Origin of the sequence: Thiocystis minor, assembly GCF_016653465.1 — a bacterium.
GTDB lineage: Bacteria > Pseudomonadota > Gammaproteobacteria > Chromatiales > Chromatiaceae > Chromatium > Chromatium minus.
This window is the reverse complement of the sequence record NZ_NHSQ01000186.1, coordinates 1-26,680: the sequence shown is the minus strand read 5'-3', so window position 1 is coordinate 26,680 and position 26,680 is coordinate 1. Positions and strand designations below refer to the sequence as shown.

24 protein-coding genes are annotated in these 26,680 nt (G+C 62.3%); 14 read left to right on the top strand and 10 right to left on the bottom strand.

The window, feature by feature from the left end; all coding sequences use genetic code 11:
• The first annotated feature begins 400 nt into the window (after positions 1-400).
• The 6 genes from glk to CCR95_RS23615 are packed head-to-tail and all read left to right on the top strand — an operon-like array spanning position 401 to position 9,418.
• Positions 401-1,381, top strand: a complete 981-nt coding sequence (gene glk / locus CCR95_RS23640) for a glucokinase (RefSeq protein WP_201099018.1) — start codon at positions 401-403, stop codon at positions 1,379-1,381.
• Between the two features lie 47 nt (positions 1,382-1,428).
• The gene (locus CCR95_RS23635; protein WP_201099017.1) at positions 1,429-1,629 is read left to right on the top strand and encodes a CopZ family metallochaperone; all 201 of its coding nucleotides are present in this window, start codon (positions 1,429-1,431) and stop codon (positions 1,627-1,629) included.
• Positions 1,630-1,632: 3 nt separating this feature from the next.
• Complete coding sequence (locus tag CCR95_RS23630) at positions 1,633-3,474, top strand: autotransporter assembly complex protein TamA (protein WP_201099016.1); 1,842 nt, start codon at positions 1,633-1,635, stop codon at positions 3,472-3,474.
• On the top strand, positions 3,471-7,526 hold the full coding sequence (locus CCR95_RS23625; protein ID WP_201099015.1) for a translocation/assembly module TamB domain-containing protein: 4,056 nt from the start codon (positions 3,471-3,473) through the stop codon (positions 7,524-7,526). The genes CCR95_RS23630 and CCR95_RS23625 overlap by 4 nt, the downstream gene beginning before the upstream one ends.
• Before the next feature lie 3 nt (positions 7,527-7,529).
• Positions 7,530-8,447 (top strand): LpxL/LpxP family acyltransferase, encoded by a 918-nt coding sequence (locus CCR95_RS23620; protein WP_201099014.1) that lies wholly within the window; start codon positions 7,530-7,532, stop codon positions 8,445-8,447.
• The gene (locus CCR95_RS23615; RefSeq protein WP_201099013.1) at positions 8,444-9,418 is read left to right on the top strand and encodes a lysylphosphatidylglycerol synthase transmembrane domain-containing protein; all 975 of its coding nucleotides are present in this window, start codon (positions 8,444-8,446) and stop codon (positions 9,416-9,418) included. Before CCR95_RS23620 ends, CCR95_RS23615 begins: the two co-directional genes overlap by 4 nt.
• Here the strand turns inward: CCR95_RS23615 and CCR95_RS23610 are convergent.
• Both CCR95_RS23610 and CCR95_RS23605 read right to left on the bottom strand, forming a co-directional pair.
• Positions 9,403-9,792: a type II toxin-antitoxin system VapC family toxin gene (locus CCR95_RS23610; protein WP_338115493.1), complete on the bottom strand. Its 390-nt coding sequence runs from the start codon at positions 9,790-9,792 to the stop codon at positions 9,403-9,405. The genes CCR95_RS23615 and CCR95_RS23610 overlap by 16 nt on opposite strands.
• Complete coding sequence (locus tag CCR95_RS23605) at positions 9,789-10,028, bottom strand: ribbon-helix-helix protein, CopG family (protein WP_201099011.1); 240 nt, start codon at positions 10,026-10,028, stop codon at positions 9,789-9,791. Before CCR95_RS23605 ends, CCR95_RS23610 begins: the two co-directional genes overlap by 4 nt.
• 264 nt (positions 10,029-10,292) lie before the next feature.
• Between CCR95_RS23605 and sdhC the strand changes: the two genes are divergently transcribed.
• The 6 genes from sdhC to CCR95_RS23575 all read left to right on the top strand — a co-directional run bounded on the left by sdhC (position 10,293) and on the right by CCR95_RS23575 (position 16,299).
• Positions 10,293-10,676 (top strand): succinate dehydrogenase, cytochrome b556 subunit, encoded by a 384-nt coding sequence (gene sdhC, locus CCR95_RS23600; protein ID WP_201099009.1) that lies wholly within the window; start codon positions 10,293-10,295, stop codon positions 10,674-10,676.
• Complete coding sequence (gene sdhD / locus CCR95_RS23595) at positions 10,673-11,017, top strand: succinate dehydrogenase, hydrophobic membrane anchor protein (RefSeq protein ID WP_201099007.1); 345 nt, start codon at positions 10,673-10,675, stop codon at positions 11,015-11,017. Before sdhC ends, sdhD begins: the two co-directional genes overlap by 4 nt.
• A gap of 6 nt (positions 11,018-11,023) precedes the next feature.
• Positions 11,024-12,787, top strand: coding sequence for a succinate dehydrogenase flavoprotein subunit (sdhA, locus tag CCR95_RS23590; RefSeq protein WP_201099005.1), 1,764 nt, complete (start codon positions 11,024-11,026; stop codon positions 12,785-12,787).
• Between the two features lie 27 nt (positions 12,788-12,814).
• Entirely contained in the window at positions 12,815-13,858 is a 1,044-nt protein-coding gene (locus tag CCR95_RS23585) for an Rpn family recombination-promoting nuclease/putative transposase (RefSeq protein ID WP_201099003.1), read from the top strand.
• A gap of 147 nt (positions 13,859-14,005) precedes the next feature.
• Entirely contained in the window at positions 14,006-14,698 is a 693-nt protein-coding gene (locus CCR95_RS23580; protein WP_201099001.1) for a succinate dehydrogenase iron-sulfur subunit, read from the top strand.
• A gap of 698 nt (positions 14,699-15,396) precedes the next feature.
• Positions 15,397-16,299, top strand: a complete 903-nt coding sequence (locus tag CCR95_RS23575; RefSeq protein ID WP_201098999.1) for an EF-hand domain-containing protein — start codon at positions 15,397-15,399, stop codon at positions 16,297-16,299.
• 58 nt (positions 16,300-16,357) lie between these two features.
• On the opposite strand, the gene CCR95_RS23570 is transcribed toward CCR95_RS23575, so the two are convergent.
• The 4 genes from CCR95_RS23570 to grxC all read right to left on the bottom strand — a co-directional run bounded on the left by CCR95_RS23570 (position 16,358) and on the right by grxC (position 18,429).
• Positions 16,358-17,212, bottom strand: a complete 855-nt coding sequence (locus tag CCR95_RS23570) for an SDR family NAD(P)-dependent oxidoreductase (RefSeq protein ID WP_201099021.1) — start codon at positions 17,210-17,212, stop codon at positions 16,358-16,360.
• The gene (locus CCR95_RS23565) at positions 17,212-17,676 is read right to left on the bottom strand and encodes a hypothetical protein (protein ID WP_201098997.1); all 465 of its coding nucleotides are present in this window, start codon (positions 17,674-17,676) and stop codon (positions 17,212-17,214) included. Before CCR95_RS23565 ends, CCR95_RS23570 begins: the two co-directional genes overlap by 1 nt.
• A 7-nt stretch (positions 17,677-17,683) precedes the next feature.
• Entirely contained in the window at positions 17,684-18,109 is a 426-nt protein-coding gene (locus tag CCR95_RS23560) for an RNA-binding S4 domain-containing protein (RefSeq protein WP_201098995.1), read from the bottom strand.
• Between the two features lie 65 nt (positions 18,110-18,174).
• Complete coding sequence (grxC, locus tag CCR95_RS23555) at positions 18,175-18,429, bottom strand: glutaredoxin 3 (RefSeq protein WP_201098993.1); 255 nt, start codon at positions 18,427-18,429, stop codon at positions 18,175-18,177.
• Positions 18,430-18,515: 86 nt separating this feature from the next.
• On the opposite strand from grxC, the gene pepN reads away from it, so the two are divergent.
• Entirely contained in the window at positions 18,516-21,158 is a 2,643-nt protein-coding gene (gene pepN / locus CCR95_RS23550; protein WP_201098991.1) for an aminopeptidase N, read from the top strand.
• 15 nt (positions 21,159-21,173) lie between these two features.
• Here the strand turns inward: pepN and CCR95_RS23545 are convergent, their stop codons facing one another.
• On the bottom strand, positions 21,174-21,416 hold the full coding sequence (locus CCR95_RS23545; RefSeq protein ID WP_201098989.1) for a TraR/DksA C4-type zinc finger protein: 243 nt from the start codon (positions 21,414-21,416) through the stop codon (positions 21,174-21,176).
• A 166-nt stretch (positions 21,417-21,582) separates the two neighbouring features.
• Here CCR95_RS23545 and lptF point away from each other — a divergent pair, with 166 nt between their 5' ends.
• Positions 21,583-22,719 (top strand): LPS export ABC transporter permease LptF, encoded by a 1,137-nt coding sequence (gene lptF, locus CCR95_RS23540; protein WP_201099019.1) that lies wholly within the window; start codon positions 21,583-21,585, stop codon positions 22,717-22,719.
• 206 nt (positions 22,720-22,925) lie between these two features.
• Here lptF and CCR95_RS23535 read toward each other — a convergent pair whose 3' ends face one another.
• The 3 genes from CCR95_RS23535 to CCR95_RS23525 all read right to left on the bottom strand — a co-directional run bounded on the left by CCR95_RS23535 (position 22,926) and on the right by CCR95_RS23525 (position 26,526).
• The gene (locus CCR95_RS23535; protein ID WP_201098987.1) at positions 22,926-23,135 is read right to left on the bottom strand and encodes a hypothetical protein; all 210 of its coding nucleotides are present in this window, start codon (positions 23,133-23,135) and stop codon (positions 22,926-22,928) included.
• Positions 23,136-23,184: 49 nt separating this feature from the next.
• Entirely contained in the window at positions 23,185-23,502 is a 318-nt protein-coding gene (locus CCR95_RS23530) for a DUF4342 domain-containing protein (protein WP_201098985.1), read from the bottom strand.
• A 210-nt stretch (positions 23,503-23,712) separates the two neighbouring features.
• Positions 23,713-26,526 (bottom strand): AMP-binding protein, encoded by a 2,814-nt coding sequence (locus CCR95_RS23525; RefSeq protein WP_201098984.1) that lies wholly within the window; start codon positions 26,524-26,526, stop codon positions 23,713-23,715.
• Positions 26,527-26,680: the final 154 nt, after the last annotated feature.

Here is a 26,680-nt window from a genome sequence, read left to right as displayed (position 1 = left end):
GCGCAGCGGCTCTTGGGTAAACTGGGACATGGGCGACCTCGTTTGGCTTCTCCGAAGCGTTCTTTGCAGAACACCAATTTTATCAATTGGTTAAACGAGTGTCGCCCATTTTTATGAATAATTCGGGCTAGCTATGGGTATCCTGGTTACGCCTATTCCGCGTACCCGTCGACCACAACCCAGCCCGGCGCGACTCCCGCGCAATAAGCGACCCTTCGCTCGCTCGCGGCTGCCCGCGCCATCAAGCGCGGGCAGCGACGCTCCGCGCGAATCCGCTCCTCCCGTTCATCCAGCACTTCGCCGCCGCGCGCGCATCTTGTTATCATCCCCACCTGCCGTTCCGCCGCCATCGGTTCAACTCATGTGCCGGCCGTCCACCGTCTGATGAAGGAGATACACTATGCGCTTACTGGTGGGTGACATCGGTGGAACCAAGACGGCACTCGGCGTCGCCCAGACCGATGGCGAGACCGTGACGCTGTCGGAACCCAGGCGTTACCCGAGCGCGGCCTTCGAGTCGCTCGATCAGATCGTGCGTCGCTATTGCGGGGAGACGGGGTTGATCTGTCGTTTCGCGGCCTTCGCGGTCGCCGGCCCCATTCAGGAGCGTCGCTGCGAGACCACGAACCTGCCCTGGATCCTGGATGCCGACGCACTGGAGCAATCGTTCGGATTTTCCGGCGTCTATCTTTTAAACGATCTGGAGGCGGTCGCCTGGGGCGTGGACGCGCTCGGGCCTCAGGATCTGGCCGTGATCCATCCCGGCGATGGGGTCGGCACGGGCAATGCCTGCGTGGTGGCCGCCGGGACCGGGCTCGGTCAGGCGGGCCTGTATTGGGACGGCGTGCGGCATCATGCCTTTGCGACCGAGGGTGGACATACCGACTTCGCGCCCGCCGACGACCTGGAATTCGCGCTCCTGACCCATCTGAAAGCGCGTTTCGGACGGGTGAGTTGGGAGCGTGTGGTGTCGGGGATGGGAATCGCCAATCTCTATGAGTTTCTGTTGGCCCATCGTGGCGCCGAGCCGCCGGCCTGGCTGAAGCAGGCGATTGCCGAAGGAGGCGATACCGCGGCCGCGGTCGCTCAAGCGGCGGCCGATGAACGTTGTCCGCTCTGCGTCGAGACCATGGGCCTGTTCATGCGTCTGTATGGACGCGAGGCGGGGAACCTGGCCTTGAAACAGATGGCCCTGGGCGGCGTCTTTCTGGGTGGCGGCATTGCCTTGAAGAATCTGTCGGCCTTGCGCAACGGGCAGTTTCTTGAAGGTTTTTTCGATAAAGGCCGGATGGAGCCGCTGATGCGCCGGATGCCGGTTCAAGTCATCCTGCAACCCCATACGCCTTTGCTGGGCGCGGCGCGTTTCATGGCCTCGCAATAAGGACATCGTTCATCACGCTGCATGCGAATCGGTCGGGAGAAGACGTCATGACGATTGAACTGAACATCTCGGGCCTGAACTGTCAGCACTGCGTCAATGCAGTGACAGAGGCGATTCAGGCGGTGCCGGGCGTGGAGTCGGTCGAGGTGGATCTGGCGCGGGGGCTGGCGCGGATCGCGGGTCCGGCGGACGCGAACGCGCTGATCGCCGCCGTGATCGCCGCCGGCTATGGCGCGGAGCCGGTCTGAGAGATGGCGTGGTTACCGGTTGAACCCGGGCGGGCAAAACGGCGGTTATCGTTCGCGAGACGTTTGGGACAGGGTCTACGCGTCCGTTTTCTGCTGGTCGTTCTCCTGCTGCCGACGGGGTTGGTTCATGCGTTGACGCTGGACGTCAAGGTCGAGGGGCTTGAAGGTCAGCCGCAGGCCAACGTCCTGGCGCTCCTAGCGATCCATCAGGAGCGCGCTGACCGCGATCTGACCCCGGAGCGCATTTTCGGTCTGCATCGTCTGGCGCCCGAGCAGATCCGCGAAGCGCTGGCGCCGTTCGGCTTCTATCGCGTCGCGGTGGAGGATAGCCTGGAGCCGGCCGCCGACCCGAACGGGCGCTGGACGGCGGTGTACCGGGTCGCTCCGGGCGAGCCGATCAAGATCGGATCGGTGACGTATCAGGTGACCGGGGAGGGTGCCGACAATCCTGAATTCCCGAAAGAATTCCCCATGCGGGTGGGCGATATTCTGCTGCATTCCGTCTATGAAAAGGCCAAGGGCGATCTTCGCTACACGGCCACGCAGGAGGGGTACCTGGACGCGCAATTGTTGCGCCATCAGGTTCTCATCGACCCCGTCGCCTATGACGCGCGGGTTGAATTCCATCTGGACACGGGGCCGCAATACCGAATCGGCAAGGTCCAGTTTCAACAGGATCTGCTCGACGAGGATCTGTTGCGCCGCTATGTGAAGTTCAAGCCGGGCGTGGTCTATGACCCGGACCTGCTGCTCGGTTTGCAGGGCCGGCTGCTCGGCAGCGAATATTACAGCGATGTCGAAATCGTGCCGCTGACGGACCAGGCCGGCCCGAACCACGAGATTCCGATCAAGGTGATTGCCAAGCGCAATCTGCCGAACAAATATCGCATTGGCCTGGGGTATGCAACCGATGTCGGGCCGCGCCTGAGCATGGACTGGCGCCGCCGCTATCTCAATCGCTGGGGGCATAAACTGCGCACCGAACTGAGTCTGGCGCCGGCGCTGTCGAATCTGGAATTGGATTATCGCATCCCGATCCAGGATCCCACCCGCGACTACATCATTATCAAACCCCAGTCGACTTACGCGGATACCGCAACCCGCAAGGGGTGGGTGCACACGATTCAGGCCGCTCACTCTACCCTGACCCCGCGCGGCTGGCGTCGCAATCTCGGGCTCGATTACCGGTACGAGGATCTGCAACTCACGGACGATGCGTCCGATTCGCCCGGCGCGACCAGCGAACTGGTCCCGAATCTCTCCTGGTCGAAAACGGTCTCCGACGACCCGATCAATACCAACCGCGGCTATCGGATCAAGTACAGCCTGTTGGGCACCGTGGAGGGTCTGATCTCCGAAGCCTCCTATCTGAGCGGCCAGATCCAGTTCAAATGGGTCCGGCGCTTCGCCGAACGCTACCGCGTCATCACCCGGACTGACCTGGGCGCGACCCTGGCCGACAGCGTCGACGATCTGCCGGCAAGTCGGCGTTTCTATGCCGGCGGCGACAATTCCGTGCGCGGCTGGGGATTCGATGCGCTCGGTCCCAATGACCCAGACACGGATGCCGTGGTTGGCGGGCGTTATCTGGCGGTGGGGAGTCTGGAACTGGAGCGCCAGATCAAAGGCCCCTGGAGCGCGGCGATTTTTACCGATTTCGGCAACGCCTTCGATCCGGATTACGAACAGCGCTTCGCGCAGAGTGCCGGATTCGGCGTGCGCTGGGCCTCGCCCATCGGACAGGTCCGACTGGATCTCGCCTTTGCCCTGACCAAGGATCAGGGCGATGACGAGGGCGGATTGCCGCCGGCCCGGCTGCATATCGTGATTGGGCCGGACCTATGAGCGAGCGACCAACCAGCGATACCGAAGCTCAGGATCGGGAATCGGACCAGTCTCCCACCAATCCTGATGGCAAGAACGCCGAGCAAGCTCCGCCGCCGCGTCGCCGCTGGCTCTTGCGCTTGCTCGTGGGTTTGCCGCTGCAACTCCTGCTGGCCCTGATCCTGCTGATCGTCTTGACGCTCGGTACGCAGACCGGTCTGCGCGTCGCCATCGCGCTCGCCGAGGATCTGGTTCCTGGCTTCCTAAGCGTCGAGCAGGTCGATGGGCGGGCGTTGGGCCGACTGCATCTGGAGGGGATCAAGATGCGTCTGCCGGTGATCGACCTGACGATCGGTACGCTCGACCTCGATTGGTCGCTCCGGTCGGTTTTCTCCGGGATCCTATCCGTCCACCAACTGGCGGTGCGCGACATCGATCTGGTGGTCGCGCCCAGCCTGGATGAGGAAAAGGAGCCCTTTGTCCTACCGGAAATCGATCTGCCGCTGCGGGTCGAACTCGGCGACGTTAGCGTGGAACGACTCAGGGTCTTCGCGCCGGGCGAGGAGGAACCTGGATTCGTCCTCGATCTTGCCACGCTCAGTGCCCATGCACAGGGGAGCGAAGTCAATCTGACCCGCGTCGAGGTGCGGGTGCAGAGCCTCCAGTTCAGCGCCATCGCCCAGGGTCGCGCCAATCTGCTGGGTCATTATCCCCTGGATCTGGACCTCGATTGGGACTTGAGCATGGAGCCCGCCGTCCGACTAACTGGCAAGGGCCGTATCGGGGGCGATCTGCAACGCCTGACGATCCAGCATCGTGTCACGGGCGCAGTCGAGGCGGAGCTGGATGCCCATGTTCAGGATGTCCTGGAACGTCCGAGTTGGGATGGGCTGATCAAGATCCCGCGGGTCGATCTTCCCGCCTTCCGACCGGATTTGCCCGCTGTGGAGACCGTCGCTCGACTGGAGACGCGCGGCAATCTGGACGAGGCGACGCTCACCGGCACCGTCGATGCCCGCGCGCCGAATCTCCCGGATTTCGGGCATCTGGCAGTCTCGCTGGATGTGCTCTGGAAGGAGCGCGTGCTCTCGATCCGCGCGCTGGAATTGACAGAGCAGGTGTCCGAGGCCGTTTTCAGCGCCAACGGACAGGTCGATCTCAATCCCAGCCCCGGCCGTTTTTCGCTCAAGGGAAACTGGAAGCGTCTGCGCTGGCCCTTGATCGGCGATCTGGTGGCCCAGTCGCCGCAGGGCGATCTGGACCTGTCCGGAGATTTCGACGCCTTCGCGTATGCGCTGTCCACCGAGGCGTTGGGGCCGGGTTTCCCCGCCGCCAGACTGGCGCTGCAAGGCAGCGGCAAACCGGAAGGCACACACCTCGACACCCTGAGGATCGAGACGCTCGGCGGTCTGCTCGAAGGCTCGGGCGATGTGGCCTGGTCGCCCGCGCCGACCTGGAACCTGACGCTCGCCGGTCGGGATCTCAATCCGGGTGACTTCGTCGCGGGGCTGGAGGATCGACTGAGCCTGCGGCTCGCCAGCCAGGGCGGGCTGGACGGGTTCGACTATGACCTCACCGCGACGACGGTCGGCCCCGGCCTGCCACCGGCGACGCTGACCATGAACGGGACTGGCGACCGCAATCGCACCGACCTGCAGACCCTGCGCCTGGACCTGCTGGATGGCCGCATCGACGGTCAGGCCAAGGTTGCCTTCGCGCCGCACCTGACCTGGGAGGCCAGTCTCGCGCTGGCCGGCGTCAATCCAGGCGCGTATGCCCCGGACTGGCCCGGCCGGATCGATGGCCGTCTGACGAGTCAGGGCACATTGGAAGACGATGGCCCGACGCTCACAGCGGTCATTGATGGATTGAAGGGAACGTTGCGGGGCTACCCGATCGCCGCCGCCGGCAAAATCGCGATGGCAGGAAAAACGATTCGCATCGAGGGCCTGAAAGCCGAGTCCGGACCCAGCACAGCGCGGGTCGATGGCGTGATCGAGGAGCGTCTGGAGCTTGCGTTCGCCCTGGAGTCGCCCGACTTGGCGAGCCTGCTGCCGGAGGCTCGGGGGCGCCTGAAAGCGACCGGCAAGGTCCAGGGGACGCTCGACGCGCCCCGGATCGCCCTGGATCTGTCGGCCACCGACGCCGAACTGGCGGGGCAGGGGATCGCCTCGCTGTCCGGGACCGCCGAGGTGGATCTGGCTCCCAATGGCCGGTTCGCGCTCCAGTTGGATGGCAAAAATTTGTTCGCGGGCGGGATGCGCTGGAGCGCGCTGGCGCTGCGTGGGGACGGCTCCATGCCGGATCATCGACTCTCGGTCGCCCTGACCGGCGATCCGCTCTCGCTCAATCTCGCCGCGACCGGCGCTCTGGCGACAGGCGGCGCCTATCGCGGACAGCTCACGACGCTCGATCTCAAGACAGCGGATTTTGGTGCCTGGCGTCTGCAACGCCCGACGCCCTTCAGTCTGGAGCAACCCAGGATCGCCGCCGGTCCGCTCTGCATTCGTCACGAGAAAGGCTCCGGCGGCTGCCTGTCCTTCGACCAGACGGATGCCGGACGCTGGACCGCCAGTCTGGATTTGGACAAGCTGGACTTCGGTCTGCTGGCGGGTTTGCTGCCCGAGAACCTGAGCGCCGAGGGTGGCGCCCGGCTCAAGGGGCGCTTTCAGGCGGCGAATGGCGTGCTCGACGGTTCCGCGACCGCGGAGATCCCCGACGGGCGGATCCAGCTTGCGCTGGGGCAGGGGAAACGCGAGACGCTGGACTTTTCGCGCGCCCGTCTGACGCTCGATGCGAGCGCACGGGGATTGTCCGCCCGGCTCGGTCTGCCGCTCAAGGATCTCGGCGAGATCGCGGGCGATCTGAGTCTGCCCGGCTGGCGGCTCGCGGCCCCGGCGCGTCCGGGTCAGCCCTTGAATGGGCGTGTCCGGGTCGATGTCCGGGGTCTGGCGCGGATCGCCAATCTGGTTCCGGACATCGCGCGGCTGAGCGGTTCGCTGGATGCCGACCTGACCCTGGGCGGGACGCTGGCCGAGCCTGGGGTCAAGGGCCGAGCGGATCTTCGGAACGTCAACTTCGAGGTGCCCTTGATCGCGCTCAAGGTCAAGGATCTGAACTTGAGCGCCGTCGCCCCCACGCTCGAACGGATGGAACTGCAAGGGCAGGCGAACATCGGCGGCGGTCGGCTCGATCTGTCGGGGGACAGCCGGTTCGGCGGCGGCGGGTTTGCCGCGCGGTTCAAGGCATCCGGGGAGCGACTGAAGGTGGCCGACACCAAGGAATACTTCGCCATCGTCTCGCCCACCTTCGAACTGGAGGCGACCTCGAAGGAGGCCGCCCTGCGCGGCGAAATCCGTGTCCCCGAGGCGCGCATCCGCCCCCGCGCGATTCCGTCCGGGACCGTCTCGCCCTCGGGCGATGTCGTCCTGAACGAGCGGGATCCGAAACCGCCCTATCCGTTCTCGCTGGATCTCCGGCTGGCGCTTGGGGATGAGGTGAGCATTGATGCCTTCGGTGTGCGCGGTCGGCTGGAGGGCGGTCTCAGCGTGATTCAGGCGCCGGGCAGGGACATGCTCGGCGACGGCCAGTTACAGATCGTCGAGGGTGAATACCGACTGTCTGGCGGATTCGGTTTGGCCGCCGAACTGGGCGCCCCGCTGACGATTACCCAGGGCCGTCTGATCTTCGCCAAGAGTCCCATCGGCAACCCCGGTCTGCTGCTCCAGGCCGAGCGCGAGGGCGGCGATACTACCGCCGGCGTGCGGGTGCTCGGCACCCTGCGCAATCCCAAATTGGCCTTTTTCTCCGAAAGCGATCCAGGCATGACCCAGGCGGAGATCACCAAATATCTCATGACCGGGATTCCGCCCTCCGCGAACGACCGGAGCGACCAGGCCGGGCTTGCGGTGGGTACCTATATCGCCCCAAAGATTTATATGGAATACGAGAGCGGGCTCGGCGACGAGGACAATAAGGTCCGGCTGCGGTACGACCTTTCCCGTCATATCGAACTGCAAACCGAGACTGGCGAGAATCCGGGCGCCGATATCTATTTCAAGTTCGAGAATTGAACCGTGCTCTCGCATCCGCGCTATTGGTTGAGTTGGGTCGCCGTCGGTCTGATTCAGGGACTGGGACGGCTGCCCTTTCCCGTGATCTGGGCGCTTGGCACCCTGTTAGGCCGCTTGGGCTATCGGCTTGCCAGCGCGCGACGACTGGTCGGGCGCCGCAATCTGGAGATCTGTCTGCCCGACGCGAGCCCGGCCGAGCGCGAACGCATTCTCCGCGCCCATTTCGGCTGGCTTGGGGTCGCGGCACTGAGTCAAGGCGTGCGCTGGGGCATCTCGCGCGCGCGCATCGCTCGCCTGACACGCATCCGCAACCGCGAATTCATCGATACCTGCATCGCCGAGGGACGCCCGGTGATTCTGCTGGCGCCCCATTTCATCGCGCTGGAACTCGGCGGGGCGGCTTTTATGGCCCTGGTCCATCCGGGTGTCCATATGTATCAGAAGGTCCGCAATCCGGTCATGGACTGGCGGGTGCGCCGCGCCCGCTGTCAGTTCGGCAGCATCCCGGTCGAGCGCCAGGACGATCTGCGCGGGCTGATCCGCGAGATCCGCAAGGGCGCGCCCTTCATCTACCTACCCGATCAGGACGCCGGGCGCCGCGGGATCTTCGTTCCCTTCTGCGGTCAGTCCGCCGCGACCGTGCCCATGCTCGGGCGTTTCGCGGCCATGACCGACGCGGTCGTGATCCCGACCTACGCGCGCTTTTTGCCCTGGGGGCGCGGGCTGGAAATGATCTTTGACCCGCCGCTGGCGGATTTTCCCAGCGGCGATCCGCACCAGGACACCGCGCGCATGAATGAGGTCATCGAGGCACGCATCCACAGCATGCCGGAGCAGTATTTCTGGGTCCATCGACGCTTCAAGACCCGTCCGCCCGGCGAGCCGCCGATCTATCCGCCGAAACGGAGACGCCGCAAATGAGCCCGGCGAACGAGGACACGAAGGGGCAATGCGCCCCGCGGCTCGGGCGCGCGCGCGATTGGGCGCTGGGCGGAACCCTGCTGCTGGCCCTGCTCGCCGCCGTGCACTGGTCGATCGGCTGGGGGCCGTTGCTCGCGCCCTGGCGCGAACTCTCGCCCTGGCTGCTCGGCTGGCTGTTTCTGCTGACCGCGCTCAGTTATATCCTGCGCGCGGTGCGGGTCCATGACTATTTTCGACCTCGCTTCAGCGGGCAATTTCCGGTCGTGCTGCGTCTGAGCATCTTGCATAACGTGGCGAACAATCTGCTGCCCATGCGCGCCGGCGAGCTGATCTTTCCTTGGCTGATGCGCCGGTATTTCGGGCACGGACTGCTGGATTCCGCCGCCGCGCTTCTGTGGATCCGGTTGCTGGATCTGCATTTCCTGGCGCTGATCGCGATCCTCATCCTGAATCTGAGCCAGCCCTCCTGGATCTGGTGGGCGCTGGCCCTGCTCTGGGTCGCGGGGCTGGCGTTGGTCGTGCTCGTCAGCGGGATGGGCAAGACGGCGCGGCTGGCGGGGGACGGCAAGATCCGCTCGATCGTTCGCCGGGTGCTGCTGGCCGCGCCCCGCGATCACTGGCTGGTCGCGCGGGTCTATGGTTGGACGGCCCTGATTTGGAGCCTCAAGTTCGCGGCCTTCACCAGTCTGCTGAAGTTCTTTCTGCCGTTGGATTTATGGCGTCTGCTCGCCGGCGTCATGGGCGCCGAACTCTCCAGCGTGCTGCCTTTCCACGGCATTGCCGGCAGCGGCAGTTACGAACTGGCGGCGGTCGCGGCGCTGGCGCCGCTGGGGGTCGATCCCAAACTGGCCTTGGCCGGCGCGGTCAATCTGCATCTTTTTCTGTTGGGCAGCACCTTGATTCTTGGCGGGCTGGCGTTTCTGTTGCCAAAGTCGGCGAAGAAGGCAGCGGTCAGTCAGGCTTTTTCGTAGGGTACCAACAGGCGTTCGAGCATCGGGAAATGTTTGCGATTGAGCGTGGCGAGTGTCGCGTTGATCGAAAGCGCCGAGGCCGCGATCAGACAATCCGCAAGACCGGCGCCATGCGACTTCCCCCAGTCCCGACGCAGCAGTCCACCCTGACGAGCGATCCGGTCATCGAGCGGAACTGTCTTGAACAGCCCGAGAAAAGCGGTCAGCGTTTCCCGCTCGCGACCGTCGCGGACACCGGCGTAGAGTTCGGCGATTGTCATCGTGGAGAGATGAACGTCGCCCGCGAGCCCCTCGACCCACAGGACAGCGTCCCGCCGGTCGCGGAGAAAATCGATCAGAATATCGGTGTCGACGAGGATCGGGCCTTGATTCACTGACCGCCTCGCTCAAACTCGGCCCGTAGCGCAAAGAGATCGGGAAGATCCTGGCGATCCCGCCAAAGGCCGCGCGCGGACTCAAGAATCGCTTGGCGATCGGTCGTCGTCTGCCGGTCGAGATAGGTATCGATGGCCTGACGGATCAATTCGCTTTGGTTTTTGCCCGTGACCTTTTTCAACTCGCGCAATTGGTGACTCTGATCATTGGTCAGAAAAATTTGCGTTCGGATCATCGGAAATGAATGCCTTGATCAAGATGATGTATAAACTATACATCGTCTTGGCTGACCTCGCGATCCTCGACAAAACCAATTGATCGCCGCCGGAGAATAACGCTATTCTGTTGCGCTGCACAAAAAGGCGGCGCTCGGTGCCGATGGCCGTGATCGATGGGGCATCGTCGTGCCTTCGCCGCTCAATCCTGGGATCGCTCCGGCCTCAACGGAATGAGTCCGACATCCTGACCGCTCGCCCGCGCATCACCATAAGGAAAACGCATGCCAACCACCAGACCTGTCTTCCTGGAATTGTGGCGAATCCATCTGCCCATTCCAGGCTTTGTCTCCATCCTGCATCGTCTCAGCGGGATTCTGATGGTGCTCGCCATCCCGGTCGCCGCCATTCTGTTCGAGCAGGCGCTGTCCGGGCCGGACGGGTTCGCCGCGACTGCGGCGGTCCTGGATGCCTGGCCGGTCAGACTGGTCCTGCTGCTGCTTCTCTGGAGTCTGTTGCATCATCTGCTCGCCGGGCTCCGGCATCTGCTGATGGATCTGGATATCGGACTCGACCGGCCGGTCGCGCGACGTAATTCCTGGATCGTCCTGATCGCAGCGCTGGTGCTGCCGGTCCTGCTGCTCGCGCTGGGAGGGCTGACGCGATGAGCCGAAAAGCCTCCGGACTCATGGCCTGGTTGATTCAACGCACCACGGCCGTCTATCTCGCACTCTTCCTGAGCTATCTGCTGCTTCATTTCGTCTTCAACCCACCGGCGGACCATGCGGCCCTGCTGGCCTGGGCCAACCAACCGCCGGTCGCCATCGGTCTGCTGCTGTGCGTGCCGCTGGTGCTGGCGCATGCCTGGGTCGGGATCCGCGACGTGCTGATCGACTATGTGCATGTGCTCGGTTTGCGCATTGGCTTGATGATGCTGTTTGGCTTCGTATTCATTGCCTCCGGACTCTGGGTCTTCAAGGCGATCATCACTGTGGGTCTGAGGGGATAGGTACGCATGAGTTTACCAACACGCCATTTCGACGCACTCATCATCGGCGCGGGCGGCGCGGGGCTGAACGCCGCGCTGCAACTGGCGAGCGCGGATCTGCGCGTCGCCGTGGTCTCCAAGGTCTTCCCGACCCGTTCGCATACCGTGGCCGCGCAGGGTGGCGTCAACGCGGCGCTGGCCAATGTCATGCCCGATTCCTGGCACTGGCACATGTTCGATACCGTCAAGGGCTCGGACTATCTGGGCGATCAGGACGCCATCGAGTTCATGTGCCGCGAGGCGATCCCGACCGTCTATGAGCTGGAACACGCCGGCGTGCCCTTTTCGCGGCTCGACAACGGCAAGATCTACCAGCGTGCCTTCGGCGGTCAGAGCCAGAACTTCGGCGGCGATCAGGCGGCGCGCACCTGCGCGGCGGCGGACCGCACCGGTCACGCGATCCTGCACACGCTGTATCAGCAGAACATCCGCGCCCGCACCCATTTCTTCGACGAGTTCTTCGCGCTCGATCTGGTGCGCGATGCCGAGGGTGTCATCTGCGGCGCGCTGGTGCTGGAGATCGAGACCGGTGAGCCGCTGCTGATCGAGTCCAAGGCGACCCTGTTGGCCACCGGCGGCTGGGGTCAGGTGTTCCGTACCACCTCCAACGCCCATATCAACACCGGCGACGGTGCGGCCATGGCGTTGCGTGCAGGGATTCCGCTGATGGACATGGAGTTTTTCCAGTTCCATCCGACAGGCATCGCCGGCAAAGGGATGCTGATCACCGAGGGCACGCGCGGCGAGGGCGGTTATCTCGTCAACAAGGACGGCGAGCGCTTCATGGAACGCTATGCCCCGCGCGCCAAGGATCTGGCCAGCCGCGACGTGGTTTCGCGCGCGATCGTCACCGAGGTCAAGGAGGGGCGGGGCTGCGGCGAGCACGGCGATCATGTCATGCTCAAGCTCGATCATCTGGGCGAGGCGGTGATCTCCAAGCGGCTGCCGGGGATTCGCGAATCCAGCAAAATCTTTGCCGGCGTCGATCCCGTCGTCGAGCCCATCCCGGTCTTTCCGACCGCGCATTACGCCATGGGCGGGATTCCGACCGACCGCTTCGGGCGGGTCGCCGTGCCCGCCGGTCATGGCTCTGAAGAGGTTGTGGCCGGACTCTACGCGGCGGGCGAATGCGCCTGTGCCTCGGTCCATGGGGCCAATCGGCTGGGCGGGAATTCGCTGCTGGACATCCTGGTCTTCGGGCGTCTGGCGGGCAAGGACATCATCGACTTCGTGCGCGAGAACCCCTACCAGCGCGCCGCCGATTCGGCGAGCCTGGATCAGGCGATGTCGCGCCTGACACGCTGGGACGAGAAGGACGAAGGTATCCCTGTCCAGAAAATGCGCGCCGATTTCCGCAAGTGTATGGAAGATCATGCCGGTGTCTTTCGCACCGAAGCGATCATGACCGAAGGCTATCGGAAATTGTGCGAACTGCGCGACCAGTTACCCGAAGTGCGTTTGACCGATCATTCCAAGGTCTTCAACACCGCGCGCATTGAGGCGCTGGAGCTTGAAAACATGATGGACGTGGGCCTGTCGATCGCCGTTTCCGCTCTGTATCGCCAGGAGAGTCGTGGCGCCCATTCGCGACCGGATTATCCCGAGCGCGACGATCAAGGCTGGCTGAAACACAGTCTCTACTATAAAGAAGGCGACCGCATGGATTACAAACCGGTGCGGACCAAGCCGCTGACGGTCGAGTCTTTCCCGCCGAAAGAGCGGGTGTATTGAGTCATTGCGCCAGCCGTCTAGCATCTTATGGCCGAACACGACTCATCTTATAAACTGCTGTTCTCTCACCGCGAGCTGGTCGCCGACCTGATTCGTGGCTTCGTCAACGAAGACTGGACGCAGTCGCTGGATTTCGACACCCTGGAACGGGTGCGCGAGATCGGCGTCAGCCACGATCTGCGCGAACGCGAGGACGACATCCTCTGGCGTCTGCGCCTAGTCAAGGAGGGGCGCGAACACTGGCTCTATGTCTATCTGCTGCTGGAATTCCAATCCAGCGTCGATCCGTACATGGCCGTGCGTCTGCTCACCTATGTGGGCCTGCTCTATGAAGACTTGCGCAAGGCCGACGCCATTCGCGCGGGCGAACCGCTGCCGGCGGTCTTGCCCATCGTTCTCTACAATGGCCGCGATTCCTGGACCGCGAAGACCAGCCTGTCCGACCTGATCGACCCCGATTTGCCGGCGCAACTGCGCGCCTGGCAACCGCAAATCCGCTATCTTTTGCTCGAAGAACGCCGCTATGCAGAAGCCGATCTGGTCAGTCTGCGCAATGTCGCGGCGGCCTTGTTCCGCTTGGAAAACAGTCGCACGCCGGCGGATATCCAACGAGTGGTGGGCAGTCTGCTCGACTGGCTGGCAACGCCGGAACAGACCGAGTTGCGCCGCGCTTTCGTGGTCTGGCTCAAACGGGTGCTGCTCCCGTCAAGGGTACCCGGCGTGGTCATCCCGAATGTCATCGAACTTGAGGAGCTACACAGCATGTTAGCCGAAACCGTCAAAACCTGGGTCGAGGAATGGAGGGAGTTGGGTTGGAAGCAGGGCATCGAGCAGGGCATCGAGCAGGGCATCGAGCAGGGCATCGAGCAGGGCATCGAGCAGGGCATCGAGCAGGGCATCCATCGGGGCGAAACCAAAGTCTTGCGCCGCTTGTTGATGCGTCGCTTCGGTACGCTGCCGGCCTGGGTCGACGAGCGTCTGGAACAGGCCGAGGAAAGCGAAATCGAGTGTTGGACCGATCGGGTGCTCGACTGCGACAGTCTTGAACGGATCTTTGGTGAATCACACTGACGCGGGCCGGGATGACGCTGGATCCTGGGACGAGCCGAATCGCTTGAACACGCCACTTCACGCCAATCTGACGAGAATGGCAACGCTGCTTTGCAACGCCAGAAACGCATTCCACTTCAACTCTTCTCTCGTCATTTGGGACACGGCATGATCATCAGCATCTATCGCTACAATCCGGACACCGACAACAAGCCCCAGATGCGGGACTACGAGGTCAAGACCTTCCAGGGCATGATGCTCCGCGATGCCCTGCTGGAGGTGAAAAAGCAGGACGAGAGTTTCAGCTTCCGGCATTCCTGCGGCGAGGGTGTGTGTGGGTCCGATGCGGTCAATGCCAATGGCCGCAATGTGCTGGCCTGCATCACGCCCGTTGCCGAGCTGAAACAGCCCATCGCGGTGCGTCCGCTGCCAGGGCGCCCGGTGATCCGCGACCTGGTGGTCGACATGACCCAGTTCTACGAGCAATACCGGGCCGTCGAACCCTATCTGGTGCGCAAGGATCCGCTGCCGGAGCAGGAAATTCTGCAAACCCCGGCGGAGCGCGACAAGCTCGACGGTCTTTACGAGTGCATCCTGTGCGGCTGCTGCTCCACCGCCTGCCCGTCTTTCTGGTGGAATCCCGAGAAGTTTCACGGACCCGCCGCGCTGCTGCAATCCTGGCGCTTTCTGGCCGACAGCCGCGATCAGGCGACCGAGGAGCGGTTGGACGCGCTCGAAGGGCCATACAAGCTGTTCCGCTGTCACAGCATCATGAACTGCGTCGAGGTCTGTCCCAAGGGGCTGAATCCAACCCGCGCTATCGGACAGATCAAGGAGTTGATGCTGGAGAAGGGACTGTAATGCACTCTAGCAGGCTGTCGGATTTAACGGACAGAATCGTCTGTGGAGCGATTCTGGGGGTGGAAAACGGCGAGATTTGGCAAAAAAGCGCTTTTTTCGCAGTGTTTTCCTGATTACGGGCGCAGCACGGCCATTCGTTCGATCATTGGCGCTACCTGCTTCTTATCGTTGGCGGCCTGGGTAACCTGCGCCACCATGACCGACAAGTAGAGCGCTCAGGTCCAGAGATTCCACCACCTCGACGACGTAGCGCCCAAGATGCCTTTCGGGGAGTCAGTCCTGTAACGATAGCGGTAATTCTAATGGGATGTCGCGATCGATCAGGCGAAAGCGGGGCATGGTTAGCCGTCCTGGAGGGGCATCGCGGCAGTCTACCAAGCCGCCAGCGGTTCGGCAGTCCTCAAGTCCAACAGCCTGCTCGCGCTTAGCCGTCGCGTGTTCGGCGGCACCTTTCCGAGGTCAGCCATTCTCATTTAACCGATCTTTACCCACTTTTACATTGATGAACGCCCAAATCGCTTGAGGAAAGCCGATACTGTCGTCAGTTCAAAATACCGGCCGGGAGACGGGACGGTATTGACCGTTCAACCCGTGAGGAGGTTGTCATGAGTAGCTCGATTGGCGGTATCAGTAGCGTTTCGTCGATGACGTACGGGATTGGGGCCAGGGGAAATGCGCGGCCTCCCGATCCCGCCACGATGGCGAAAGACCTCCTTGCCGAGCTGGATACCGACGGTAATGGTTCGCTTGCGGCATCGGAGTTCCAGACGGCCATCGATCAGATGTCCTCCGTGAACGGCGATTCGTCGGTTGCGAGTACCGACGAGGTCTTTGCGGCGATCGACGCGAACGAGGATGGCGAGGTCACGGAGTCCGAGCTATCGGATACCCTTCAGACGATTGCCGACAGCCTTGACTTTGCCCAAGGTATGAGCGGCATGCCGCCTCCGCCGCCACCCGCGCCCGGGTCATCCGAGAACGATACGGGATTCACCGAGGAAGAGCTGACGAGCCAACTGGCCGCGCTGAATGAATCGGATACATTGAGTGAAGCGGATACGGCACGCGCCGAACTCTTGACCAACGTGTTGAGCCGGTTCGAGACGGTGGATGCCGATGGCGATAGCCGCGTCACGTTTCAGGAAACGATGGCTCTGGAGCAGTCCACCGAGGACGCTGCCTCGGGGATTGCCACTACCGAGAGCAGTTCCACAACGACATCCGCTCAAGGCATGGGTGGTCCGGGTGGACCCGGGGGGCCAGGCGGCATGGGTGGGCCACCGCCGTCCTCATCGGACAGCGAATCCGATTCGAGCCAGATCATCGCCGCGGCCGATACCAATGAGGATGGGACGGTCAGCCTGGAAGAACTCATCGCCTACAACCAGGCGAGCCAGGCGTCATCCTCGGCGACCACCGATTCCGCGACCAGCGCCACGAGCAGTACTCCGGCAACCGCCACGGAGAGCACGAGCACTGACGGGACGACAAGAAGCGCCGCGGTGATGCACACGATCATGCAACTGGTGCAGAGCTATGGCGCGACGGATCAGACGAGTCAGACCAATCAGTTGTCCGGACTCCTGTCGCTCTCCGCATAGCTCCGACGCATGAGTGCGACTGTCTCCATGTATGTTCGGCAACGGAGACAAGCAGTGCTCAGCTCGCGCCAATCAGCGTCTCGCTGATCTCCCACAGACGCTGGTTGACATCCGGATCCCGCGCCTGAGCGGGTGCCCGGAGCGTCCTCCGATCGCCAAAATATTTTCCGCTAACACCGTCCAGCTCCGCTGCCGTGGCGACATAAAGTATCCGCCGCGCGGCCTGTTCCGGTGTCGGTAGCGCCCAACCCAGCAGAATCTTGATCAGTGCCCAGAAGAAACCTTGTGCCCCGTCGGTGCCACCCAGGTTCGATTTAAAAATGCCGGGGAAGACGCAGTTGACCGTCACCCCGCTCTCGTGAAGTTTTCGAGCCAGCTCGAAGGTAAAATGCAGGTTGCCGAGCTTGGACTGGCCGTAGGCCTGCATCATGCGGTATGGCCGCCGCTCCCAATTCAGATCCGTGAAGTCCATGGCGGTGTCGATGCGGGTGCCGACGTTGACGATCCGCGCGGGCGCGCTGGACTTCAATTGCTCCAGGAGCAGATGCGTCAAGAGGAAGGGAGCGAGGTGATTGACCGCCAGGGCGCATTCGATGCCATCCGGACTGAGCCGTCGTGCGGGATACGCGGTCGCGGCATTGTTGATCAGAAGGTGTAGCCGATCGAAGCGCGCCAAGATCTGCCCTGCCAGTTCACGAATCGACGACTGATCAGCGAGGTCGGCGACGAACAGATGCAGATCCTCGTGACCGGTGAGTGCACGGATGTCGGCCAGCGCCGACTCGCCACGCGCGCGGTCACGCACCACCAGTCCGACTCGCCAACCCTCATCAGCCAGTGCCCGCGCAATCGCTTTACCCAAGCCTGAGTTGGCACCGGTGACGAGTGCGGTCCTTTCAGTGAGATTTGGCATCATTGTTTGCCTCTATCGCTCAGGCGTTGTCGCCCCTGGTAAGCCGCGATCTGTTGCATGATGACATCGAAGGGAAGACGCTCAAGCGAACCGAACACAGCAACCGCGGTTTCGATGGTTGCTCGGATGTCCGCGATGAACATTGGCGCGGGTTCATCTGGCGTCAGTACGGTCTGGATACCGCGCAGACCGCCAACCTGGATGCGCATGGCCTTGGCGTGGGGGAGGGCACCGCGGGTATCGATCGACTTGAGGGCGAAACGTGCCTGTTGGCGCAGTCGCTCCAAAAGCTCCAGGCAGTCGGTTTGGGCCGCATCCGAGGCGCATTGCACTCCTTCACGTTCGGCGATGCAAAATTTCCGCGCCAAGGAGCAGGCGCATTGGTTGGTCAGAATTGCCTTCTCGTAGGGACAAAAGCGCTCGTTGATGGCGCGGTAGGTGTCGCGGAAGGCTTCGCTGTCCACGCTGGCGTCAACTCCCCGGAGCGGTTTTGCCGCTCTCGCCGCGACCGGTGAATTGCTGGATCATCCGTCGGTCCCGCTTGCTGGGTCGGCCGTCCGTGTCGCCGGAATCCGCGCCGATATCGCGGCGCTCGCGAATCAGCGCCTGGCGTTTCAGTCGACTGGCCTCATTTTCCATGTAGAGATGGGCCGCCTCGGGGGCCGGGCGCCGTTGTTTGGCGATGGCGAGCACCTCAATCTCCCAGGAGAGACTCCCCTTGCGGATTTCCAGGCGGGTACCAGGACGGATGGCGCGCCCCGGCTTGGCGCGCTGGCCGTCGACCTGGACCTTGCCGCCATTGATCGCCTCGACGGCCAGATGGCGGGTCTTGAAGAACCGCGCGGTCCAGAGCCATTTGTCGAGCCGCAGTTCCGGCGTGAAAATGTCTTCTTTCATAATCAGAATGTGGCCAATGGACGTGCAATCAAGCGATCGTCGAACGCGCGAGCCGAGCACACGCGCTACAAACCGAGCAGGGCATCCAGTTCGCCGCGCTCATCGAGCAGGGCCAGATCGTCATAGCCGCCGATCGGCCGGTCGTCGATAAAGATCTGGGGGACGGTATGGCGCTGGCTGCGCTCGATCATGATCTGCATCCGCCCCAGATCGTGATCGACCGGAATCTCGTTGAATCCGACGCCCTTGCGTTTCAGCAGGCGTTTGGCGCGGCTACAATAGGGGCACACCATGGTGGTGTAGATGGTGACCTGAGGCATCGTCTCACGTTGTCCTTTTCATTCCGATTCACGAGCTTCGCCGTTTGGGCGGACGTCGTCAAGGCAACCTTGCAAGTAGGCTCATCATGTATCGAAACACTCCGCATTCCATCTCTTTACACGATTATCGGCCGCCGGAGTTTCTGATCGATCGGGTCGATCTGCGTTTCGAACTGGATCCGGAGCGGACATCGGTTGAAGCAAGGCTCAGGCTGCGCCGCAATCCAGCCGCGACGCGCGGCGATGGCACGCTGCGCCTGCATGGCGAGCAGTTGGATCTGGAACAGGTCGCCATGGACGATCACCCTCTGACGCCGACCGATTATCGGGTGGACGCGGAGTCGTTGACGCTGTTGCGGGTGCCGGATCGTTTGACGCTACTGACGCGGGTACGGATTCATCCCAACCTCAATACCGCGCTGGAGGGACTCTATCAATCCGGCGACATGCTTTGCACCCAATGCGAGGCGGAGGGCTTTCGCCGCATCACCTATTTTCTGGACCGACCGGACGTCATGGCCCGTTACGGTACAACCCTGGTCGCCGACCGGCGCCGTTTCCCGGTGCTGCTGTCCAATGGTAACCGGGTCGAATCGCAGGATCTTCCCGATGGACGCCATTTGGTGCGTTGGGAAGACCCTTTTCCGAAGCCGAGTTATCTGTTCGCGCTCATCGCGGGCGATCTGAGCGCGGTCGAGGACCGCTTTATCACCGCCTCGGGGCGCGAGGTCGAACTCAAAATCTATGTCGAGCCGCACAATCTGGACAAGTGCGATCACGCCATGCGGTCGCTCCAAAAGGCCATGCGCTGGGACGAGGAGCGGTTCGGGCGCGAATATGACCTGGATGTCTTCATGATCGTCGCGGTCAGCCATTTCAACATGGGCGCCATGGAAAACAAGGGGCTCAACGTCTTCAACGACAAATATGTGCTGGCGCGTCCGGATACCGCTACCGATGCGGATTTCGAGGGCATCGAAGGGGTCATCGCCCACGAGTATTTCCACAACTGGACCGGCAACCGCATCACCTGTCGCGATTGGTTCCAACTGAGTCTGAAAGAGGGCTTCACCGTCTATCGGGATCAGGAGTTCTCCGCCGACATGGGGTCGCGCGGGGTCAAGCGGATCAACGATGTGCGTCTGCTGCGGGCGCATCAGTTTCCGGAGGATGGCGGACCCATGGCGCACCCGGTGCGCCCCGAGTCCTATATCGAGATCAATAACTTCTATACCGCGACTGTCTATCAGAAAGGCGCCGAGGTGGTGCGGATGCAGGCCAATCTGCTTGGACCCGAGCGGTTCCGCCAGGCGACCGATCTCTATTTCGAGCGCCATGACGGTCAGGCCGTGACCACGGACGATTTCGTGCGCTGCATGGAAGACGCGAGCGGCCGCGATCTCGGCCAGTTCCGCCGCTGGTACGATCAGGCGGGAACGCCGGAGCTGACCGTCGCCGGCGACTATGACGCAACGTCTGGCGCCTATACCCTGACGATCCGCCAGTACACCCCGCCAACGCCCGGTCAGGTGGTCAAGGCGCCATTTCATATCCCACTGGCGATCGGTCTGCTCGGTCCCGATGGCCGGGATCTGCCGCTGCGGCTCGCGGGCGAGCCGTCAGCGACCGCACCCGGCACGCGCGTACTGGAACTGCGCGAGGTTGAGGAACGCTTTTGCTTCATCGATTTGACCGCGCGTCCGGTACCGTCGCTGCTGCGCGGCTTTCCCGCGCCAGTGAAATTGCGCTTTGACTACAGCGACGATGACCTGCTGTTTCTGATGGCTCACGACAGCGACGGTTTCAATCGTTGGGATGCGGCCCAGACACTCTTGCAGCGTCTGCTGCTGGGACTGGTTGCGGATCCCGAGGCCGGAATTCCCGAGCATTTTTTCGATGCCTTTCGCCGCGCGCTTCTCGATCCGTCGAGCGACCGGGCGCTGCTCGCCGAAGTGTTAACCCTGCCTTCCGAATCCTATCTTGGCGATCAAATGGAGGTGGTCGACGTCGATGGGATCCATCGCGCGTACATGGCGCTCGGGCGTCTCGTTGGAGAACGTCTGCGCGAGGATTTGCTCAGGGTCTATCGGGATAATCGCGAGACGGGGCCCTATGCGTTCACGCCCGAGGCGAGCGGGCGTCGCGCGCTCAAGAACCTGGCCCTGGGTTACCTGATGCGGGTGGGCGATGCACAGGCGCTGCAAGACTGCCAGTCTCAGTTCGCCGCGGGGCACAACATGACGGACGTGATGGCGGCGTTGCGCCTGCTGGTCGATCATGGTGGAGCGGAAGGCGCGCAAGCGCTGGACGATTTCTATCGCCGCTGGTCCCGAGAGTCCTTGGTGCTGGATAAATGGTTCAGCGTGCAGGCGACCAGTTCGCGTCCGGATACCCTGGAGCGGGTGCGCCAACTCATGGGGCACACCGATTTTTCGCTGCGCAATCCCAATCGCGTGCGCAGCCTGGTCGGCGCCTTCTGCACCGCCAATCAGGTGCGCTTTCACGCTGTCGACGGTGATGGCTATCGCTTCCTGGCCGATCGAGTGCTGGAACTCGATCCGCTCAACCCCCAGATCGCCTCGCGCCTGCTCAAGGCGATGATTCGCTGGCGGTGCTTCGATCCAGGCCGGCAAGCGCTGATGCGCGCCGAAATCGAGCGTATCCTGGCTTCCGAGGAATTATCCAATGACGCCTTCGAGGTGGCCTCGAAGGCATTGGAGAGCCGTTAGCCGCGGGGATCGCCTTTACGCTGCGCAGCGCCGCAGCGGGAGTGTGCGGCTTCGTTCCTCGGCTTCCTGGCAGATGGCGCAACGTTTGGCGTTGGGAACATGCTGGCGGCGGATGTCCGAGATTGGCTCGCCGCAATCGACGCAGAATTCACGGCCGTATCCGCTGTTGGTGTACCCTTGGATCGCGGCGATCCGCAGTTGGATTTCCCGTTCCGTGTGGGCTTGGGCCAAATCGAGCACATCGGCGTATTTTTCCATCGGATGTTCTGACCAGTGCTGGAGAGACGAGACCCGAGTATGTTCCCGCTTCATGATCATGGGATGAGCATTCGGTGGCGGGATCATGACGGTCAATCCACCGTGATGATGCTCCGGGATCTCAGCGTCGCGACAGAATGCCGTGGACGGTTTTAAAGGGCGGACCATGTTCGGAATCGTCGACCGTTATTTATTCCGCGAAGTGTCGAAGGCGTTTGCCGCCATCGTCGTCGTTCTGCTGTTGATCGTGATCAGTCTAATGTTCCTGCGCACCCTGGAAGAGGTCAATGTGGGCGGACTGAGCATCGATCTGGTGTTTCATTATCTACGTCTACAGATTGTCCGAGACACCTCCAGTCTGCTCCCGCCGGCCTTCTTTCTGGCCATGCTGGTGACCCTTAGCCGGCTCGCACGCGACAGTGAACTGATTGCAATGAACGCCTGCGGTATTGGTCCTCCGCGGATCTATCGCACGCTGCTGCTGTTACTGGCGATTCCGGTTGCGCTTCTGACTGCCTGGTTTGCGCTCTATCTTCAACCCGAGGCCGCCGCCGAGATCCAGGAGATTCGTCTTCAGCAGAAGGAGCAGGCGACTCAGATCGCCGGCTTGCAACCCGGGCGATTCTATGTTGAAGAGCAAGGGGACGTGGTGGTCTATATCGGTGAGATCGACCGCCGAAAGTTACTCGGCGACATTTTTATTCTTGACCGGCGAGGGGGAAAGGCACGTCTTGTCGTCAGCGATGGTGGCCAGCATCGGATCGAAGAGGCGACCGGTGACCACCTCGTCACCTTGAACCAGGGGCATCGCTTCGATGGCAATCCGGGGTCTGGCGCCTTTCTCATCGGGAATTTCGAGGAGTATCGGATCCGCATCCAGGGTTCGGGCGCCAGACAACCGACCAGTTCCAAGCGCGCGACGACGTCAACCGTGGAATTATGGCGTTCATCCGATCTGGCGGATCGAGCGGAACTCGAACACCGCATCGCCGCGCCCCTGGCCATTTTTACCCTTGCCGTGCTGGCGATTCCGCTAGTCAATATCTCTCCGCGTCAAAAGACGAGCGGGCGGCTGTTCCTCGCCTTTCTGGCCTATTTCAGCTTTTTCAATCTACAGCGACTGGCGGAGACTTGGCTGGAGAGCGGGCTGACGCCGCCGTGGCTGGGGAGCCTCTGGTATCAGTTCGCGATCCTGGTTTGCGTCTATTTGATCCTGCTTCCTGACAGCTTCTGGATCAAGCGCCTCAACCACAGACTTTCTGTCCGTCGGGCGGTTGTCGGCGGCGGCGATCCTGGAGGCTAGTGCTTCGCTGCCCAAGTTCCGAGACCGTGGTCTCCTCGTTGTCGTTGTCGTTGTCGTTGTCGTTGTCGATTATTCGCCATGTCGAGACCACGACAACGACAACGACAACGACAACGACCTGAGATGGTCTTGGGACTTTCGCACAGTTGCGCTAGCAAGAACGGCCTTGAACCGCGTTCGCGGTTCAAGGCCGTTCTTGCGGCAGATCAGGCGGTGGCCGAGTCCGCTTCGGACGATTCGGCTTCCGGCTCGACGGACACTGCCTTGGGTCTAGGGAGTGTGATCAGCTGCTCGGCGAGGAGAATGCCTTGCTTCTCTTCCGCATTGATCCACTTCCCGTTTTTGCCCTTAACCGCGTAATGTCCTGAATTCTTCTGAAACAGGGTGTATTCAGCGGTTTTCTTGATTTTCTGCATCTTCACTCTCGTCTTGCTGTTGTGATGGAGGGGTGTGAATCATTTGTCGTTAGCGATCGCGATCGCTGCGGTCGACGGATGACTGCCGGGAAAAATGCTCCGGATCGCGCTCGATCTCGACGCGGAACTGGACGAACAGGGCGCTCAGGGCGGCGAGCGCGGTGAGCATTGGGGCGAGGAGTGTCAGTACGCCGGCGACCCCGATCCCCGCGGTCAGGGGGATGTCGACCAGCACCTTGCCATTGGACCGGCGCACGATGAGGCGCCGGATATTGCCTTTCAGGACCAGCTCTTTCACCTTGTCCACCAGCGCCGAACCGGCGACGCTGATCTCCTCTGACAAAGGGCGTCCATTGTCGTCTTTCATTTCTTGTACCTCGCATGGCCGCCAGATCGGCTTGACCGTAAAAACTCAGACCATCGTTCCCGCACTCAACAGACGGTTTTTCGTGAGAGAGCCACAAGGACATGGGTGACGGCATGGATCTGGCCGTTAACCGCGAACTTTAACTGGTTTCGCGTCGGCGTGTCACTCGCCATGCGAAGTCCCGGCCAGTCTCGTGGTTGCTGCTTGAGTTCATGGATGATTGCTGTGCGTTTGCTGCTCCAGTTGACGGGCGATCGATGCCCTGGCCGCATCGCGTAAAGCGACCGCGGCTTCCCAGTCGTCACCCTCGGGAATCAGCGGCGCGCCGACGATGACTTGGGCATGTCCAGGTCGCGGTCTGAAACTGTCGCCAGGCATGAGTTCACGCGTGCCCATGATCGTGACCGGGACGACGGTCGCTCCCGCTTGGACCGCCGCCGCAAAGGCACCCATGCGGAATGGCAGGAGTCCTGGCTGCTCGCGAAAGGTTCCCTCGGGGAAAAAACCAAGGGTGGCGCCTAGTGAAAGGGTGCCACGGATGCGCTCGGACTCGGCACTGCTGCGCTGGAGATCGAAACGGTCCACGAAGAGCGTGCCCATGCGTGCCAGAAAGCGTCCGACCAGCGGATTGACCATGAGTTCGCGTTTGGCGACGAAGCGGATGGGGCGCTCGAAGGTTTCGATAAGTACAAGCGCATCCAGATAGCCTTGATGATTGGCGACCAAGACATAGGGACGGTCGGTCGGCGGGATTCGCTCCCTGCCAGTGACCGTCAAACGGACGAAAACCAGTCGGCGCAGCAGACGGATCCCAAACCGTAGCAGATTCCAGCGCCAGTGCAGACGCGGGGTGAGCATGGCGCCGACCCAGAACCAGGGAGCGAGCAGGTAGAAGACCGTCCAGGCATAGCCCGCATAGAGGATTGCCGGCAGTCGACTCAGCCGATTCATGATGCCCGATAGACCCACCCGTGCCAGTTGCCAGAGAGGGCGCGCTGGCTCCTCGCAGAGTTTGCCGGCGAGATAGAGCGTGCGCATGTCGCCACGCCGCAGTTTGCCGCTGGAGGTTTTGAGCACCGAACGCATTGGTGCCAGCACGATCTCGTCTGGCGGCAGACCGAGGATATCGGTCGCGCGTTCTCGCATCCGTTGAGTCAGCATCCGGCGCCGCTCGGGGTCGCGCTCCTTGCTTTCGGCCACAATCACCAGCCGTTCGGTGCCCTTTTTCGGATCCATCGCGGCAAAGGCCACCACGCAGCCCTTGCGTATGCCAGGCATCTCGCCCAATGCCTGTTCGACTTCATAGGGGTAGAGGTTCCGCCCGCCACGGATGATGAGATCCTTGACCCGGCCGGTCAGATGGAGATCGCCACCGGCCAGATAGGCGCGGTCGCCGGTCTCGTGCCAGCCGTCGCGAATCAGCCGCGCGGTAGCTTCTGGATTGCGATAATAGCCACGGGTCGCGGACGGTCCTTGGAACTGTAGCAGTCCTTCATGACGTTCGGGACGTAATTCGCCTGCTTCGCTCACGATGCGGACGCGATAGCCCGGCAACGGACGCCCGCACGCGACCACTTCGATGACGTCCGGATCGTCGCACGGGACCTTTAACGCGTAACCGGAGCTGGCGAAACGGGCACGATCGATACAGTCGATGCGCGGGCCGCGATCGGGCGGTGGAAAGGCCAACCCGACCGCCGCCTCCGCCAGACCGTAAACGGGCGCCAGCGCCTCGGGGCGCAACCCATAGGGTGCGAAACGCTCGGCGAATCGGCGCAAGGTTTGCGCGCTGACCGGCTCGGCGCCATTGAAGGCACGTCGCCAACTGCGCAGATCCAGCCCTTCCAATTGCGCGTCGGAGATGCGCGCCAGGCACAATTCATAGGCAAAGTTTGGGGCTGCCGAGAGGGTGCCGCGATGTTGATGAATCGCCTGCAGCCAGCACCGTGGACGCGCCAAAAAGGCCAAGGGCGACAGCGAAATCAGTGGGATCCCGAAATACAGACTGCCGAGCCAGGCTCCGATCAGGCCCATGTCGTGATAGAGCGGCAGCCAACTGACGAAGACATCGTCCGGTCCGATGGCGACCGCTTCGCCCATGGCGCGGATGTTGGCCAGCAGGTCGGCGTGGGAGAGCACCACACCCTTGGGGTCGCCGGTACTGCCCGAGGTGTATTGCAGGAAGGCGATGTCTTGCGGGTCAGGGCGCGACCATTCCGTGTCCAGTGGCTCTGCGCCGAGTCCCTCCAGAGTCATGATCTCGCGCAGAGCGGGTGCCTGAAGCCGAAGAAGTCGTGCCACCGGGCGCGCCTCCGGCACCGTGATCAAAATGGTCACGCCCGCGTTATCGAGTATGCGCGCGTGCCGGCGCAGGTGGTCCTCGATCTGTTGCGGACGCGCGGGCGGATAGATGGGAACCGGTACGCCACCCGCGGCCAGGATGCCGAAAAAACCGAAGAAATACTCGGGGCCCGTTGGAAGCATGAGCGCAACCGTTCCACCAGTCGACAGGCCAGCCTTTCGCAGGCGCCCCGCGACTTGCGAAGCGCCCTTGATCAGGTCGGTATAGCTAATTGGATGCGCCTGATCCTCGCTGTCGTAATAGATAATCTGTTGTCTGGAACCATGATGTTCGCCGTGCCAGGCCAGGGCGTCCAGAAGGGTTGACGTCGCGGCGGGCACTCTCTCGCCTTGCTCGGCCGCCACCGGCGGTGCGGTCGGGACGAACCCGGTGGTCAAGCCGGCGTGATTCCGTGCCAGCAAGAGCAGATCGCGAGCCGTCGCGGCCAGCATCGCCTCATCCGGTAAATGGATATGCAGTCCTTTTTCTGTTCTCGCGATCAATTCCGATCGGCTCAGGCTATCCAGGCCAAGGTCTGTTTCAAGTCGGGAATCCAGATTGATTCCGGCAGACGGCTCCGGCAGTCGCGACTCCCGTACGAAAGATCGCAGGATTTCCAGAAGTCGGTTTGCCTGATCGCTGTCGTGAGACAAGGCGGTTCTCGTATCGTTATTCGAATTCATACCCGAATGCTCTAATGTCGTTAGAGTCATCCCATTACACACAACTCCCCGTGTGCGGGTAAAATAGGTTTGAGCATTCACGTTCATTGGGGATCGCATGGGCTGGGCAGAAGACGAATTTCGCGGGATCGCTCTGGGCGACGCGCGCCGCGAT